The organism is Maribacter sp. Asnod2-G09 (genome assembly GCF_045063795.1).
Lineage (GTDB): Bacteria > Bacteroidota > Bacteroidia > Flavobacteriales > Flavobacteriaceae > Maribacter.
In genome coordinates this window covers 1,004,008-1,019,663 of the sequence record NZ_JBEFOA010000004.1, presented here as the reverse complement: position 1 = coordinate 1,019,663, position 15,656 = coordinate 1,004,008, and the positions used below count along the sequence as shown (strand labels likewise).

The window sequence follows — 15,656 nt, the reverse complement described above, 5'->3', positions numbered from 1 at the left end:
GACAATTACTTAACCAATTGCAATTATTTTAAGGATTCGTAGACCATAAAGATGCACTTTTTAGCATGGCTCTTCTCGGTAATTTTAACCCTGCAAGAATCAATTCAGCAAAATCTTCGGGTTGTAAAACGCTATCTTCTGAACCCTTTTCTGCAATACCTGCCTCAATTGACATATCAGATTCTATGGTGCTTGGGGTTAATGTAACAACCCTAATATTGTTTTTACGTACTTCTTTCATCAATGATTCAGACATGCCAATAACTGCAAATTTTGATGCTGAATAGGCTGATGTAGTTGCATTTCCGGTTAATCCTGCTGTAGAAGACACATTAATAATATCGCCTTCATTTTTAGCAATTAAATACGGCAAAACTTCTTTAGTCACATAATACATACCCATAAGATTGGTCTGTATAATTTGAGACCATTGGTCAATCGGCATCTCATTAAATGATCCAAAGCCCCCTATACCTGCGTTATTAACCAAAATATCGACACCTCCTAATGTGTTTATGAGGTTTTTAATACTTGTTTTAACATCCTCATAATTGCTTACATCGAATACCGCATAAGTAGCGCTAACACCCAGAGCTTCTATTTCTGAAACGGTTTCTTTTAATGTACTTTCTGTTCTACCAGTAATGGCTACATCAATACCTTCTTTGGCAAATGCTATTGCCGTCGCTTTACCAAGACCTCTACCACCACCTGTAATGATGGCTTTTTTATTTTTTAAGTTTTCCATTTCTCTTTCAAAATTAATTTATTGCTGTCCAATAATCCATAATAAAAGCACCACCTATTATTGGACCTACCTTTTTAACTAAGTCTAAATGTGCTTTATGAAATAGATATATTTCTCTAGCATGTTCATCATTAAAGGTGATTGTAAACGTATGCGTAAAACCATTACTGGCACCTTCTTCACTATCATTAAGACCCCATTCGATGTTGGCGATTTCTGGTATTTCGTTTTTAAGATTTACAAAAGTTTCAGCAGCTTCATTTATTTGAGCTTCGGTAGCTTCTTCTTTATATTTAAGATTTACGATGTGTCTTAAAACCTTGCCTTCTCTATTAATTTTCGGTGAAATTTTATAAGAGACTATTTTTCCTAAATCAAAACGAAAAGAGCCAGCAATTAAGAAGTTGTCATCTCCAATTTTATGAGATTTTAAACCGTAATAGATTGAAAATCCTGTTTCTAAATAATTGATAGGACTAAGAATGCCAGCTTCGTTTAATTTTAATAATTGAATACTCGCATCATCTCTTGTGCCAACTGCTAAAACAGCTTCGTTATTATCGGTTGAAACTATTTCAATTCGTGTTTGTCCTTGTAGTTTTGTGGTTTCATCATCTTTAAGAACAAAATGTGGTACTAGAGCTCCCTTTTTATTCACTTTAAATACACTTACGCCGTCACCATGATACACAAAGTCTGTTTTTTTAATAAAGCCATTTCGTTCGTAATATTTGTGATGTCTATGACCTACAATTACATATTTATTATCGCCTAAAGTTACTCCTGTTACTGGGTATGCTCCTGTTAAATATCTATCTGTGTTATTATCATCAATATTATTTATGTTCTTGAAAGTTCCGTCATCATAGACTCTGAAACTACTTACACCATTGTCTTGAAAACCTCCTGTGTATAAAAAAGTTTTACCTTTTATTTTGTGAGTAAACATGCCAATAATTCCATCAGTGTGTATGGTTTCATCATCTTTCATAGATTGTACATGTGTTAACTTTCCATCGTTCTTTATTTTAAAACTACTTAAGCCAGGTGTTTCTTCTAGGCCGCCAATGAAAAGATATGATGCATTTTTTATATGTAGTACTTGTAATGTAATTGCCGTTCCCAAATGGGTTTCATTCGTATCTTCAACGAGAGAAACACGTTCTAAAGATCCGTTGTCTAAAATTTTAAAGGTTTCAATTACATTGCCATGCTTGTTTGCCACAAAAAGGAAGTCGGTTCCATTAATATTATCGGCTACCATACCTCGCGAAGGTCCAGTTCCCTTATGAAGTTCGTGGTTGCTAATTGGCGTAAGTATACCGTCTTTATTTAAACTATATACATCTACATTACCTACGCCACCAGCATAAACAAGATGAATTCCGTTTTTTTCGTAGCTAGTTACCGAAACTGTGTTTTTTCCGGTGATACTTTTGAAGTCTTTTCTGTACAGCATCGAATCATCTGAATTTTGAGCAAGGCTAAATTGAGATAATGCGACGATGATTATTAGTGCAAAATATTTTATGATTTTCATGATTAAGGTTCTTTGTAAATAATTAGTCTACTATAGATTTTGCTCCTGCTGTAGCTATTGCTCTATCTTGTTCTATTGTTCCACCGCTTACACCGATGGCTCCAATAATTTTACCGTCTTTATTTTTAATAGGTAAGCCGCCAGGAAAAGTCATTAGACCATCATTAGAATGCTCTATATTGTAAATAATACCACCTGGTTGTGTTAATTCTCCTAGTTTACCGGTGTCAATATCAAAATATCTTGCTGTCTTTGCTTTTTTTATAGCTACATCTATGCTTCCTAAAAAAGAATCATCCATTCTAATGAATGCTTTTAAATTTGCACCTGCATCGACCACTGCAATGTTTACTAGTACATTTGAATCTTCAGCGTTTTTCTTTGCGGCTAAAAGAATTTCAAAGGCTTCATCGTGCGAAATGTCATTTGTAATTTGAGCATAAGTTGTAGTTGACATAGTTGTTAATGCCAGTGCGACAACCCACACTTTAATTTGCTTAAATAAGTTCATAATTACGTTTATTAGTTAAGCTTACAAATATTGAAATTCACTTCTGAAAAATAGTTGAACAAGTTCAACACGATTATGATTGTTGCATTTTATCTTGTTTTTTTATTTTACTCAAAAACTCATGCGTAATGCCTAAATAACTTGCCATTTGTCTATCTGTAAGTTTCAAAACAATTTCAGGATAATGTGTCATAAAATAATTATACCGCTCTTTTGCTGTTAAACTATTGTTTCTAACCACTCTTCGCTGCCAAGCCACAATTGATTTTTGGAACATGATTCGAAAAAATTTCTCAGCAATAGGTAATTCATTATAAAGGGTAGTTTTGTCTTCTTGAGAGATGATCAACATCTTACTGTCTTCTAAAGCTTGAATATTTAAATCTGATGGTTTGTGGTTCATAAAACTATCTATATCCATAAGCCACCAATCTTTGGCGGCAAAGTATAATGTGTTTTCATTCCCTTTTTTATCTAATGAAAAAACTCTAAAACATCCTTCAGTTACAAACGCTTCAAATTTGCAAAACTCTCCTTGCTTGAGTAAAAATTCTTTTTTTGAAATAGTTTTAGCACTAAAAAAACTACAAAATTTTTCAGCCTCGGCAATCGACATTTCTTTGTTTTTAGTAATATTTTCAATTAACAAATCGTAAATCATATTTTATTCTAATTACACAAGTAATACAATAATTATCGAATGTAATAGTACCATTATAAGCTTTATGCGTGTCAAATAATTGGTGCAGTAACATTTATTATTCTTAGTTTATATTTTTTTTATATACACATAATAGGCAACATTCGGTTGGTTTTGAGCATCAATAAAGTTTGCTGATAATTTTGTTTTCCCTGCTTTCAATGATACGTTGAACACAGCTGAGGTGTCGCCTTCTTCGATTGAAGTTTCAGTTGTAATCTGATTTTCAAAAGTGATGTTGGCTTTGGTATACTCTAAATTTTTTCCCGCAGGAATTTCTTTTTCCAAACCAGGTACGTCAGCAATTGAAATTTTGGGCGTAGTAACGTTTATAGCTAAATTAGATTCTATTGGATATCTTCTAAGAGATACTTTGTAATTTCCATCTTCAACGATATTTACACTCCAATAACCGGCACCGGATTTACCTTCTCTAATTTGAATCTGGTTCCAAGGTTGCATTGTTTCAGGTCCGTGTACGTCATGGGCTGTAAGGGTAATTGGATTTTCTTTTTTAGATCCTATCTGAAAATAGATTTCTTCGTTAAAGTCTTTAGAAACTTCTGTCCACCATTCTTCATAGAAAGCTTTCATTGCGTCGACCTTTTGTGGGTTTTTAGATGCAATATCGTTTTCTTGTCCTTGATCATTTTCAATATTGTAAAGCTCTTTCCCATTTACTAAACGCCAATTTGCTTGCATGACTGCCGATTTTTTCCATTTCTCAGGATTTTGAATCCTTTGAGAATCGGTTACTAACATTCTATTTTGTAGCGTGTCTTTTCCCATTAAAATGGGCACTATGCTTTTTCCGTTCAATGCCAAGTGATCTTTCGGTAATGCGATACCACAAAGTTCTGCCAATGTGGGTAAGATGTCTATTTGTGCGGTAAGGGTATTTATATCTTTCGACGTACTTATTTCTCCGTCTTTCCAATAGATGAAGAACGGTACTCTATGGCCACCATCAAACTCGCTTCCTTTGGTGCCACGCATGCCACTATTAAACCCTGTTACTTTTCCATTTTTATTTTTGTAACCAGCAGAAGTACCATTATCGGTCATAAATATTAAAATAGTATTATCTGCTATTTCCAGTTCCTTAAGTTTAGCTCTAAGTTTTCCGAAATTGTCATCGATATTCGTGATCATTCCATAAAAGCGTTTTTGGGTATCTGCTAAAATACTATCATCTAAATCTTTATATAAATCATAATACGAGGTAGGTACATTGTAAGGACCATGAGGCGCATTGGGCGCTAAATAGCAAAAGAACGGCTTGTCTTTATTCGTCTGTATGAATTTTATAGCTTCATCAAAAAATACATCGGTACAATACCCCTCGTATTTCTCAGGCTTTCCGTTATGAAAATAGGTGTCGTTGAAATACGTATTGTTCCAGTAGTCTGGTGTTTGTTGTACACCACCACCACCGTGCATAACCGTTTCTTGAAACCCGCGGTCTTCTGGTCTAAAAGGATAATTATCGCCTAAATGCCATTTGCCGAAACCACCAGTTTTATAACCTGCTTCAGTAAACATATCGGCTAAGGTTTTTTCATTTTCACGCAATAACGACCAACCGCCAACGGTATGCCAAACGCCTGTACTATTTGCATATCTGCCTGTCATTAATCCTGAACGGGTAGGAGCACAGGTGGGACCCACATGAAAATTAGTTAAATGGGCACTCTCTGTATAAAAGGAATCTATATTAGGAGTTTTAATGATTTTGTTACCGTGAACGCCCAAATCTCCATAACCTTGATCATCTGTTATTACCAGAATTACATTGGGTTTTGATTTTTCTTCTTTATCTTTTTTGAGCTGTTTTTTATCGGAACAACCTGTTACAAAAATGAAGCTTAAAATTACAAAGAGAGTTGATTTTACTTTAGAACACATCATTTTTAAATTTAAGTTGATTTATTTTATTTGTTTTAAAACGAAACCATTTAGCCAGAGGCTTCCTTTTTCGATTTTATTTTTAAATTTTAAAATAACAAGATTGGAACCATCTGACACCAAGGTTGAATTAATAGAAATCGGTTGACGCTCACCGCTACTATTATTATCGTAGTAATTTACAATATGATCGTCTGATGTTCTTGTGAAACTACCATCTGCATCATTAACCGTAACTTCTATTTCATTGGTTGATTTAATATCCAATTTTCTAGCATGATGAAATGTTTCTAAAGCATATCTACCTGCTTTTAAATTGCTTAATTTAAAATGAATTTCTCCTTTCTCAACAAATAGGCCGTCTGTGCCGACAAAACTCAAATCACCCAACATACTAGTGCCATTACCTAACCAATTTATCTTTTCGTCAGCACTTATTTCTACCTGAGTATTCGTTTCTTTAGTGGTATAGTTTAAATCATTATCGGTAATTCCTGTCCATTCTTCCCATTCAAATTGTACCAATTGTTTTTCTCCACCAATATCGACTCTGCTAATGGGAAAGTTATATATCGGTTTGGCATTATTAGCAATTTCATCGGTATTAAATTTCGCGGTACTAATTGTTGCTTTTCCAGACTTTATACCTGTGGCTTTCGCAGTAACCGTAATGGTGCCAGAGTTGTTGGTTCCTTTCACGTAGATAGCTGCTATACCATTATATGCTGGTGCAGGATTGGCATAAATTTTACCATTGTCTATTAATTCTCCAGCTCCAGAAACCGAAAACTTAACTTCGTTTTCTGAACTGGTTACAACTTCTCCATTTTCATCTAAAATAGAAGCGTAGACCAATCTTACATCTGATCCACCTGCATAGAAAGGTTGGTCAGTAATGTTATACGTCACTTTTAGATGGTGTGGTTTACCTTCTTTCTGTCGTGTAAATTCCGTTACTTTTTCTCCATTGGTATAACCAACGGCCTTTAACGTACCTTCTTTCCAATTGTACTTGTAAGTAAAAGACGGATGATTTAGATTGATTTTGGTTATGTCATTATCCGGTACTTGTCTCGCCACTAAATTACCGTTGTGGTATAAGGCTACTTCTTGACAATTGCTGAATACACGAACTTTTCCATCTTTAGAAGCCGTTTCATCAGCAATGTGAACAATAGGCTTTGCCACCAGTTCTGATTGATACCAATAATACACAGGTTTAGGTACTCTGTAAGGTGATAGAACACCGTACGTGGTCATAAAATCTCGTGACCATTGGTCATCTACGATATCGGGCTGTAAATGGTTGTAATCTGCACCCAACCATGTAATTGTGGCAAAATTATTTTTATTGCCTTTGTATCTTGATATATGAAATTGATTTACTTCTGAATTTGGTGAACTACCATGCTCCATCACCATGGTAAAAGCACTCTCAGGAAATTCGGTTCTTCTATAATCCATAGTGGCATGTACATCTGTTATACCTTCATTTTTTGGTCCGTCCCAAGGGGCAGAGGCAGAGGCGGTCAACCTAAAAGGATCTTCTTCTTTAGCTACGGTTTGCATTCTAGGTACAGGACCTCTGTGGTTTATACCGGCACCCCAAACTATAATAGAAGGGTGGTTTCTATGATTACGAATCATGGTTCTCGTTGCATCTTCTAAGTTTTCAAACCAAGTATCATCGCCCCATTCTATCCAAGTAGATGGTTCTTCGTAAATAAAGATTCCTAATTCATCACAAGCATTAATAAACGCATCATCTTGAGTGTAATGCGAAAGTCTTATGATATTCATACCAGCTTTTTTGTATTGTAAAGCTTCGTTGTAATGAAATGAGTTTGGAACCGCATCACCAATATTAGGATAGCTTTGATGGCGATTGGCACCGACCAAGAACAAAGGCTCCCCGTTTAAAACAAACCCTTTACCTTTTTCTAAGGAGAACTTTCTAAATCCGAACCTATTCTCGACAAAATCTACAGGTGTTTCTTCATCATAAATGACCGAATGTACCCTATACAAATAAGGAGAGTTTGGAGACCATAAATGGTAATCATCTTCTACGGTTGCAGATTGCCTAAACGTATGTGTAGCATTTGCTGAAATGTTTATTTCAGAAATTAATTTCTTAATTACGAAGCCATCTTTATTTATGATATGGGTTGCTATTTTAGTTTTCTTAGCGGTCGAGTTTTCATTTTTCACGGTAGTTTTTATTGTTACGGTACCGTTATGTTTATTAACTGTTGGTGTTGTTATATGCACGCCGGCATCAAAATCTTCCCAATTATAATTTACATGAAGTTTATTGGTGGTTACTAAATAGACATCTCTATATATTCCGCCGAATTTTACATAATCGGTTCTGTGTGGGTCTGGAGCAATAACTTGACTATACGAGTTGTCTGCTTTTATAGCAATGGAGTTTTCTTTGCCCAATTGAACATAATCGGTAATGTCGAAATGAAAAGGTACATAACCATTGACTGCGTATTCGCCGACTTTTATACCATTCACCCATAATTCTGTGGCATTATGAACTGCTTCGAATTCTAAAAATACCTTGTCTGTGCTTTTGGCGTTAATATTTATCTTTTTTCGATACCAACTAATATCTCGAAGGTATTTTTCTTGTACCCAAGTTTCTTTAATACTATCCATTTCATAGGATACTAATTGTGGTGCATGTGGAACGGAAACATTTTGCCAGCTACTATCATCAAAATCTATTGCTGTAGGCGAATTTGTTACATCGCCTAAATGAAATTTCCATCCAATATTTAAATTGGTTTTTGTTCTGTCTCCAGTTTCAAAACCTTGTGGTAATTGTGTAGTTTGAGCAAGTGTTAATTTGCCAATTAAAAGACAAATGAATAAATAGTTTAATTTCATTTCAGGTGTGTGATTTTTCTTAAAATAAAATTATTTATTCTTGACCTGGTATCTCAATAGAGATGTTTGTAATGATACCACATATGGTTTATTATTTGTTTTATACCAACTAAAGGGGCAAAAATGCCCGTTTATAGTGTTTTAGATTAGTGGTAGTCATTTATAAAAAAAAGACTTTGAATTTATATTCAAAGTCTTTTGTCTGTTAATGGTAAAGTAAAAAGGTTACTTCAATTCTAATTCTTTAATTTCAACTTTATCGGTACCTCTTAATTTTTGGTAGGTTGCCATCATTTCCTTCAATTTCTCAGGATTAGATTCTGCAATGTTATGTTCTTGTGCGCTATCTTCTTTTATATTGTAAAGTTGATATGATTCTGAAACACCCAATTCAATTTTAACTTGATTATTAAAAGCGCTGCCTTTGTAAGGCGGAATCATAATCCAATCGCCGCTTCTTAATGCTGTTTTTTGGCCTGCTTCTAAAATTAAATCGGTTCTACCAGTTTTTGTCTTTCCTAATAGGGCATCAATTATTTGATCACTATCATCTGTTTTTTCGGTACTACCCGTTAAACTCGCTAGTGAACTAAGAAAATCTACTTGACAAACTAGCGCATCTGAAACGGAAGGCTCAATAGTACCTTTCCAGTATGTAATAAATGGTACATGGGTTCCGGCATCAAATAAACTATACTTTCCGCCTCTTAGATCACCTGCAGGGGTATGCTTGCCTAATTTTTCTACGGCGTCATCATAATAACCATCATTTAGTACAGGACCGTTATCACTCGTAAAAACAATTAGGGTGTTTTCTAAAATACCTTCATCTTCTATTGTTTTCATGAATTCACCTATAACCCAATCAGCCTCAAGAATGACATCGCCACGAGGTCCCATACCAGATTTTCCTTCAAAACGAGGATGAGGTGTTCTTGGTACATGTGGTTGTTGCAGTGCATAGTATAAAAAGAAAGGTTCTTTTTTATGATTCTTTACATAGGCTTGTGCTTTTTCTAAAAAGTGATCAGCCATATCTACATCGCTCCATTTTGCATCTTCTCCACCTTTCATAAAGCCAATTCTTGGTATACCGTTTACAATGCTATTATTATGGCCATGATGCCACTTCATACTTGTTAATTCAGGATTTTCCTTACCAGTTGGTTGGTTGCCATAATTGTTCGCATAATCTACCTCTATTGGGTCATTAGGGTCTAAACCATCTACATGACCATCTTTTATATAGACTGTAGGTACGCGATCTTGGGTAGCTGCCATGATATAAGAATAGTCAAAACCAACTTCATTGGGACCCGGAGATACTCTTTCGTTCCAGTTTACATTACCCGTACCTAAACCTAAGTGCCATTTACCTACAATACCGGTGGCATAGCCTTGTTTCTTTAGCATCTTTGGTATGGTCTTCTGTTCGGTGCTAATAATTAATGGTGCAGTACCGGGTAATATTTGGGCGTCTTTATTTCTCCACGGGTAAACTCCTGTTAAAAGGCCATAACGGCTAGGCGTACATGTAGCAGATGTTGCATAGCCATTTGTAAAGCGTACACCACCATTGGCTAAATTATCAATATTAGGAGTGTTTATTTCAGTAGCGCCATTGGCACTTATATCACCATAACCTAAATCATCGAGGTAAATAACCACAATATTTGGTTGGCTAGAAGTTTCCACTTCTTTAGAACCATCTGTTACTACTTTTTTATTCGACTCTTTGCAACTAAATGCAAATAAGACTAAAAGAGATAGGCAAATTTTGTAAAGACTACTTTTTGGTTTTAAAATATTATTCATTGATTTATTGTTTTAATTCTGTTTTAGTGATTTGTTTCTGTCTTTCTCCCATTTTTTTTCCTCTTTAATAACGTTTTTAGCATGAGGATCGAACCAACCGGGTGCCATATTCTTTGCGTCCCATCTTTTGTATTCTTGTTCTAAAACTAAGCAAATCTCTGGATGTTTCGATGCGATGTCATTTCGCTCTAGTTGATCATTTTCTAAATCGAATAATAGTGTTTTATTCTTATAGGCACTTTTGTATAACTTGTATTTTCCTTTTCTCACGGCATACTCAAAATTGCCAGATGATCGCCAAAATAACGTCTCATGCGGATTTTCTTTATTTACGTTTAAAATGTAGGGTAGTAAGTCAACACCATCTAACTGACTTTCATTATCTGAATCGCCACCTGCAGCATTTAAAAGTGTGGGAAATAAATCTAAAGAGGATATGGGTTTGCTGAAAATTTGATTTCCATTTATTTTATTCGACCATGTTATAAAGAATGGAACTTTTAATCCTCCTTCGAACAACATGCCTTTATGCCCTCGGTTAGGTCTGTTATCTGCATGTTGTATTCTACCTCCATTATCACTTAAAAATACTATTATAGTGTTCTCTTTTATACCATTAGCTACCAATGTAGAATCTATTTTACCAACATTGTTATCAACAGCATTTACCATGGCCGCATAAATACTTCTGCCCGCATATTCTATATGTTTCGTTTTTTCTAAATATTCTTTTGTGGCATGATCAGGCGCGTGTGGTGCGTTATATGCCAAATAGATAAAAAAGGGTTTGTCATCTTTTTTATTAATAAAGGCTATTGTTTCGTCGGTGAAATCATCTGTTAAGTAAGATAATTCATTTTCGGGTACGGCTTTTCTATTTCTATAAATAGTCTGAATTTCATTTTTTGACTCTCCCCAATAGTTCATTCCACCGCCAGGAAAACCAAACCAATGATCGAAACCTTGAGCAGGAGGATACAAATCTGGATGGTCTCCTAAATGCCATTTTCCGATTGCGCTAGTTCTATAGCCCTCATCTTTTAAGGCTTCGGAAATCATTTTTTCTGATAGGGGTGTACCAATGCTGGCATCATTTTCCCCATCATAGGGCATATTGCAGTCATGACCAAAACGTGCTTGGTAACGACCGGTTAACAAACCAGCTCTTGATGGGCTGCAGTAAGGATGAGAAACATAACCGTTTGAAAAAATTACACCCTCGCCTGCAAGCCTGTCTAAATTTGGAGTGGGAATATCTGTGGCACCATTAAAGCCAACATCTGCCCAACCTTGATCATCTGTCAGAATTACGATAATGTTTGGTTGCTCTTGGCTAAAAACGGTAGTGTAACTAGAAAAAACTAAAAGAAGAATAGATGTTAGTAAAATGTATTTACTCATTATTTCGTTTTTATGGTGATGGTAGTTGAATTTAGATTGCCTGAACTTGCCGTAATTTTAATTTCGCCTGCTGTTTCCGTAGATTTTAAAATTGCCAAGCTTTTTCCGTAGAACGATTTAATATGTTTTTCTTTAAACGATTCTAAAGAGGCAGAATTCCCATTACCTACGGCTTCTAAAACTCCATTGCCGGTAACTTCAAAATTTACTAAATTATCAGCGTTTGGACATAAATTGCCTTCTTCGTCTTCAACTCTAACTGTAATGAATGAGAGGTCTTTGCCATCTGAATCTATGGTGCTTCTATCTGCTATTAAAGATATTTTAGCAGGTTTGCCAGCTGTTTTTATTTGCATTGTTGCTACTTGTTTTCCATCTTTATATGCCACCACCTTTAAACTGCCCGGTTGATAAGGTACGTTCCAAGATAATCTGTATTTAGATTTGTAAATACCTCTTTTGAAGCCATAACCTGAATCTAAAAAGCCTCTATATTCGGTAAAAATATCTGTTAAATCTTCGCCTTTTATTTTTTTGCCAAAAGACTTCCCGTTTACGAATAGCTCAACTTCATCTGCATTGGTGTAAGCGTATACAGGTATAGTTTCTCCTTCTTTTCCTTTCCAATTCCAGTGTGGTAGAACGTGTACCATAGGTTCTGTTGTCCATTGACTTTGGTATAGATAGAAACGATCTTTAGCGAAACCGCATAAATCAACAGGCGCAAAGTATGAAGCGTGAGAAGGCCAATCGTCGTTCCAGTATCCATTGGTAGAATTATCTCTACCACCATAAGGTGTTGGCTCTCCTAAGTAATCAAATCCTGTCCAGATGAATTCGCCTAGAGAATGCGGATTTGCCTCTTGTGCAGCAAACTCTATATCTGGTGCATAGGCCCAATTAGGACCGACAGTAACATCGTAACTAGAAACCTGGTTGGTTTCTTTGTTTACATTGTAGGCTTGCGGAATTTCATAAAACCCTCTTGTACTGGTTTGTGAAGAGGTTTCTGAACCATAAAATATCATTTCAGGATTTTGCTCCCTTATTTCGCCATAATAAGCAGGTTTGTAATTTACCCCGACTACATCAATTTGGTAGGCTAATTTGTTGGTGAATGAGGCAGGATAGTAATTAAAACCAGCCGTTGTTGGTCTTGTAATATCTTCATCATGGCAAATATCATTTAGCATTTTAGCTGTTTTCCAGCCATCAGGTTTTGCTTGCTCTAAAATTTCATTACCAATACTCCACATAATTACAGACGGATGATTGCGATCTCTTTTTATCATATCCCTTAAATCTGTCTCTGCCCATTCATCAAAATAATTACTATACCCGTTCGGTACTTTAGGTAGTTTCCATTCATCAAAAGCCTCATCTATCACCACGATTCCTAATCTATCACATACTTGCAGCATTTCTGGTGATGGTGGGTTATGACTTGTTCGTAATGCATTAGCGCCCATTTCTTGCATAATTTGCATTTGGCGTTCTGTCGCTCTGTAATTAACGGCAGCACCTAATGGACCTAAATCATGGTGCATACAAACGCCATTTAGTTCTACGGCATTTCCGTTTAAATAAAAACCTTCTTTTTTAAATTCAATGTGTCGTATACCAAACTCGGTTTCATATTCATCTACAAGTTGACCGTCTATTTTGACCCGGCTTACCGCTTTGTACAAATTTGGAATACCGATATTCCATAGTTTTGGGTTACTGACCTCAATCTCTTGAACTTGTTTGCTTTCAGATTTTTTTAAAAGAGAGACAGCCGTTGTACTTAAGGCAACACTTTTATTTTCAGTGTCTAGAATGGTAGTTTCTAAAGTTACTTCTTTAGCATTTTCTGAAGCATTTTTAATTTTGGTTTCAACCTTAATCAATGCTTTCTCTGAAGTGGTCATTGGGGTAGTGATGTAAGTTCCCCATTGCGGAATATGTATGGCATTATTTATTTTTAAGCGTACATTCCTATAAATTCCTGCACCAGGATACCAGCGTTCAGATAATACTTCTGGTGCTAATTCTACAGCAATAACATTGTCTTCGCCAAACTTAACATAAGGTGTTAGATAGTATTCGAAACCGCTATACCCGTAGTGTCTTTTACCAACAAAATTACCGTTGATATATACTTTAGAATTATCCATTACTCCGTCAAATTCAATTGAAATTTGTTTGTCCTTATTTTCTTTTTCTATGGTAAAATGTTTTCTGTACCAGGCAATTCCGTCTATTGTTAATCCGCCATTTCGAGCATTGTTAGAACTGTCAAAAGGCATTTCTATAGCCCAATCATGTGGTACGTTCACTTTTTTCCAATTTTCATCTTTTAAGGTTACACTTTCTCCATTTTCAATTGTATCCTTAACAAATAACCAATCTTTATTAAATTCTATGTCGGCAATTACCTTATCTTCTTTGGGTTGGCAAGAGGTTACTACAAGTGCTAATAAAATTATTTGAAATACTACAGTTTTAAATAGCTTCATTTCTTTGGTTTCTATGATTAATCGGTTTGGTTTTCTGAAAAGCAATCGGTGATGTCAAGTGGGTCATCCATTTCTTTCTGTAGTTGTTGTAAGTCTTGAAATAGCGATGTAACTCTTTCTTGTTGCTCAGGTAGACCTGAAATGTCGTTCATTTCTTCTGGATCTGTAGACAAATTAAAAAGAAGTAGTTTTTTTATTTTTGGAAAGACCATTAACTTGTAGCCATCTTTACGAATCATTCTTTGAACATCTAAATAGGCACCGTAAATAGCATCATATTTACTTTTAGTTTCTTTTCCTTTTGCGATATCTAAAAAACTATGGAAATCAATATAAGTTGGCTTTTCTACGCCGGCAATATCCAATGAAGTTGCCATGGCATCTTGTAAATATACATCTGTATCACTTTTCTTATTTTTAGGTATATCTGGCCCTAAAATAATCATGGGTGGCCTAATGCTATGGTCAAATAAACTTTGCTTGCCCAGTAAGCCATGTCTACCCATAGCCAAGCCATGGTCTGCCGTAAAGATGATGTACGTATTGTTCATTTTACCAGAATCTTTAAGAGCTGATATAATTTTACCGATTTGAGCATCTACATGGGTAATGCTTGCGTAATATTCTTTTGTATGGGTTTTAATGGCAAGTTCTGTTCTAGGGAATGGTGCTAGAGCTTCATCTCTTAGGTTATCTCCGTTGGCAATATCATGTCTAAACGTATATTCGGGCATGTAGCTTTTAGGTAATGATATATCATCTATTGCATACATATCTTCGTATTCTTGCGGTGCCTGCCTGGGGTCATGTGGGGCATTGAATGCTAGATACATGAAAAAAGGTTTTTCGCTATTTTTTGCGGTGTTTATAAAACCAATTGCGTCGTCTTTTAAAACTTCGCTCCAATGTTTACCCCCTTGCCAGAATCCACCTTTAGAGGTATCTGTAGGTGACCATGTAGTATCGTTTATAGAAAGCGGTCGATTATACCCATTTGGCATAATGCTTTCTGATTTTGCATTATTGAGTTTTGAAAGTGAATCGAATTTGGCAACCATGGTTTCATGATCCCAAGCATCTCTGGGCATACCAGGTCGAATATGAGTGGTGTACTTAAAAACTCTTTCTGCAGGCGCATCTACATGCCATTTTCCGGTCATATAAGTCTCATACCCGTTATTTTCCAATAGCTTGCCCCAGGTCTTGTCAATAGAATCATTATTGATCCAGTTTTGTCTAAATGAATTCGCCCTCCATACCGAACGACCAGATATAATCATTGCTCTAGATGCGGCACATACTGCTCCGCTCCATGAACCCATGTTATACGCATTTGTAAATGTGGTACCCTCATGAACCATGGCATCCATGTTTGGGGTGATAATTTCGGAATTACCCAAGGCGTGTATTGAAGAATAAGTTTGGTCATCTGTAAATATGAAAACAATATTGGGTTTTGAGTTTTCTTTTTCTGTTTTAGACTTTCTTTCACAAGAGATGAATATAGATAAAAGTAGGAAGAGAAGAATTGTTTTCATGTTCAGATTGATGGTTTAAAAAAAAATGCTCACTTCAATTGAAGTGAGCATCACAAATAACTCAAATAACATTATGCTAACACTTATTACAAATGTGACATT

At 35.5% G+C, this 15,656-nt stretch carries 10 protein-coding genes; all 10 read right to left on the bottom strand.

The window, feature by feature from the left end; translation table 11 throughout:
* Positions 1 to 28: 28 nt before the first annotated feature.
* On the bottom strand, positions 29 to 748 hold the full coding sequence (locus tag ACJJVT_RS11405; RefSeq protein WP_405398771.1) for a 3-ketoacyl-ACP reductase: 720 nt from the start codon (positions 746 to 748) through the stop codon (positions 29 to 31).
* Positions 749 to 761: 13 nt separating this feature from the next.
* Positions 762 to 2,288 (bottom strand): Dabb family protein, encoded by a 1,527-nt coding sequence (locus ACJJVT_RS11400; protein WP_405398769.1) that lies wholly within the window; start codon positions 2,286 to 2,288, stop codon positions 762 to 764.
* A 22-nt stretch (positions 2,289 to 2,310) separates the two neighbouring features.
* Positions 2,311 to 2,799, bottom strand: a complete 489-nt coding sequence (locus tag ACJJVT_RS11395; RefSeq protein WP_405398767.1) for a heme-binding protein — start codon at positions 2,797 to 2,799, stop codon at positions 2,311 to 2,313.
* A 73-nt stretch (positions 2,800 to 2,872) separates the two neighbouring features.
* Complete coding sequence (locus ACJJVT_RS11390) at positions 2,873 to 3,460, bottom strand: Crp/Fnr family transcriptional regulator (RefSeq protein WP_405398766.1); 588 nt, start codon at positions 3,458 to 3,460, stop codon at positions 2,873 to 2,875.
* Between the two features lie 108 nt (positions 3,461 to 3,568).
* The gene (locus ACJJVT_RS11385; RefSeq protein ID WP_405398764.1) at positions 3,569 to 5,404 is read right to left on the bottom strand and encodes an arylsulfatase; all 1,836 of its coding nucleotides are present in this window, start codon (positions 5,402 to 5,404) and stop codon (positions 3,569 to 3,571) included.
* A gap of 21 nt (positions 5,405 to 5,425) precedes the next feature.
* Positions 5,426 to 8,302: a sugar-binding domain-containing protein gene (locus ACJJVT_RS11380; protein ID WP_405398762.1), complete on the bottom strand. Its 2,877-nt coding sequence runs from the start codon at positions 8,300 to 8,302 to the stop codon at positions 5,426 to 5,428.
* 225 nt (positions 8,303 to 8,527) lie between these two features.
* Positions 8,528 to 10,117: an arylsulfatase gene (locus ACJJVT_RS11375; protein ID WP_405398760.1), complete on the bottom strand. Its 1,590-nt coding sequence runs from the start codon at positions 10,115 to 10,117 to the stop codon at positions 8,528 to 8,530.
* A gap of 12 nt (positions 10,118 to 10,129) precedes the next feature.
* Complete coding sequence (locus ACJJVT_RS11370; protein WP_405398759.1) at positions 10,130 to 11,518, bottom strand: sulfatase-like hydrolase/transferase; 1,389 nt, start codon at positions 11,516 to 11,518, stop codon at positions 10,130 to 10,132.
* Positions 11,518 to 14,016, bottom strand: coding sequence for a glycoside hydrolase family 2 TIM barrel-domain containing protein (locus tag ACJJVT_RS11365; RefSeq protein ID WP_405398758.1), 2,499 nt, complete (start codon positions 14,014 to 14,016; stop codon positions 11,518 to 11,520). The genes ACJJVT_RS11370 and ACJJVT_RS11365 overlap by 1 nt, the downstream gene beginning before the upstream one ends.
* Before the next feature lie 17 nt (positions 14,017 to 14,033).
* On the bottom strand, positions 14,034 to 15,554 hold the full coding sequence (locus ACJJVT_RS11360; RefSeq protein WP_405398756.1) for a sulfatase-like hydrolase/transferase: 1,521 nt from the start codon (positions 15,552 to 15,554) through the stop codon (positions 14,034 to 14,036).
* Between the last annotated feature and the right edge of the window lie 102 nt (positions 15,555 to 15,656).

Bases quoted from the DNA above. Each gene is read 5' to 3' on its own strand.
- ACJJVT_RS11400 (WP_405398769.1), bottom strand. From the start codon at position 2,288: ATGAAAATCATAAAATATTTTGCACTAATAATCATCGTCGCATTATCT.
- ACJJVT_RS11370 (WP_405398759.1), bottom strand. From the start codon at position 11,518: ATGAGTAAATACATTTTACTAACATCTATTCTTCTTTTAGTTTTTTCT.
- ACJJVT_RS11375 (WP_405398760.1), bottom strand. From the start codon at position 10,117: ATGAATAATATTTTAAAACCAAAAAGTAGTCTTTACAAAATTTGCCTA.
- ACJJVT_RS11360 (WP_405398756.1), bottom strand. From the start codon at position 15,554: ATGAAAACAATTCTTCTCTTCCTACTTTTATCTATATTCATCTCTTGT.
- ACJJVT_RS11390 (WP_405398766.1), bottom strand. From the start codon at position 3,460: ATGATTTACGATTTGTTAATTGAAAATATTACTAAAAACAAAGAAATG.
- ACJJVT_RS11405 (WP_405398771.1), bottom strand. From the start codon at position 748: ATGGAAAACTTAAAAAATAAAAAAGCCATCATTACAGGTGGTGGTAGA.
- ACJJVT_RS11385 (WP_405398764.1), bottom strand. From the start codon at position 5,404: ATGTGTTCTAAAGTAAAATCAACTCTCTTTGTAATTTTAAGCTTCATT.
- ACJJVT_RS11395 (WP_405398767.1), bottom strand. From the start codon at position 2,799: ATGAACTTATTTAAGCAAATTAAAGTGTGGGTTGTCGCACTGGCATTA.
- ACJJVT_RS11380 (WP_405398762.1), bottom strand. From the start codon at position 8,302: ATGAAATTAAACTATTTATTCATTTGTCTTTTAATTGGCAAATTAACA.
- ACJJVT_RS11365 (WP_405398758.1), bottom strand. From the start codon at position 14,016: ATGAAGCTATTTAAAACTGTAGTATTTCAAATAATTTTATTAGCACTT.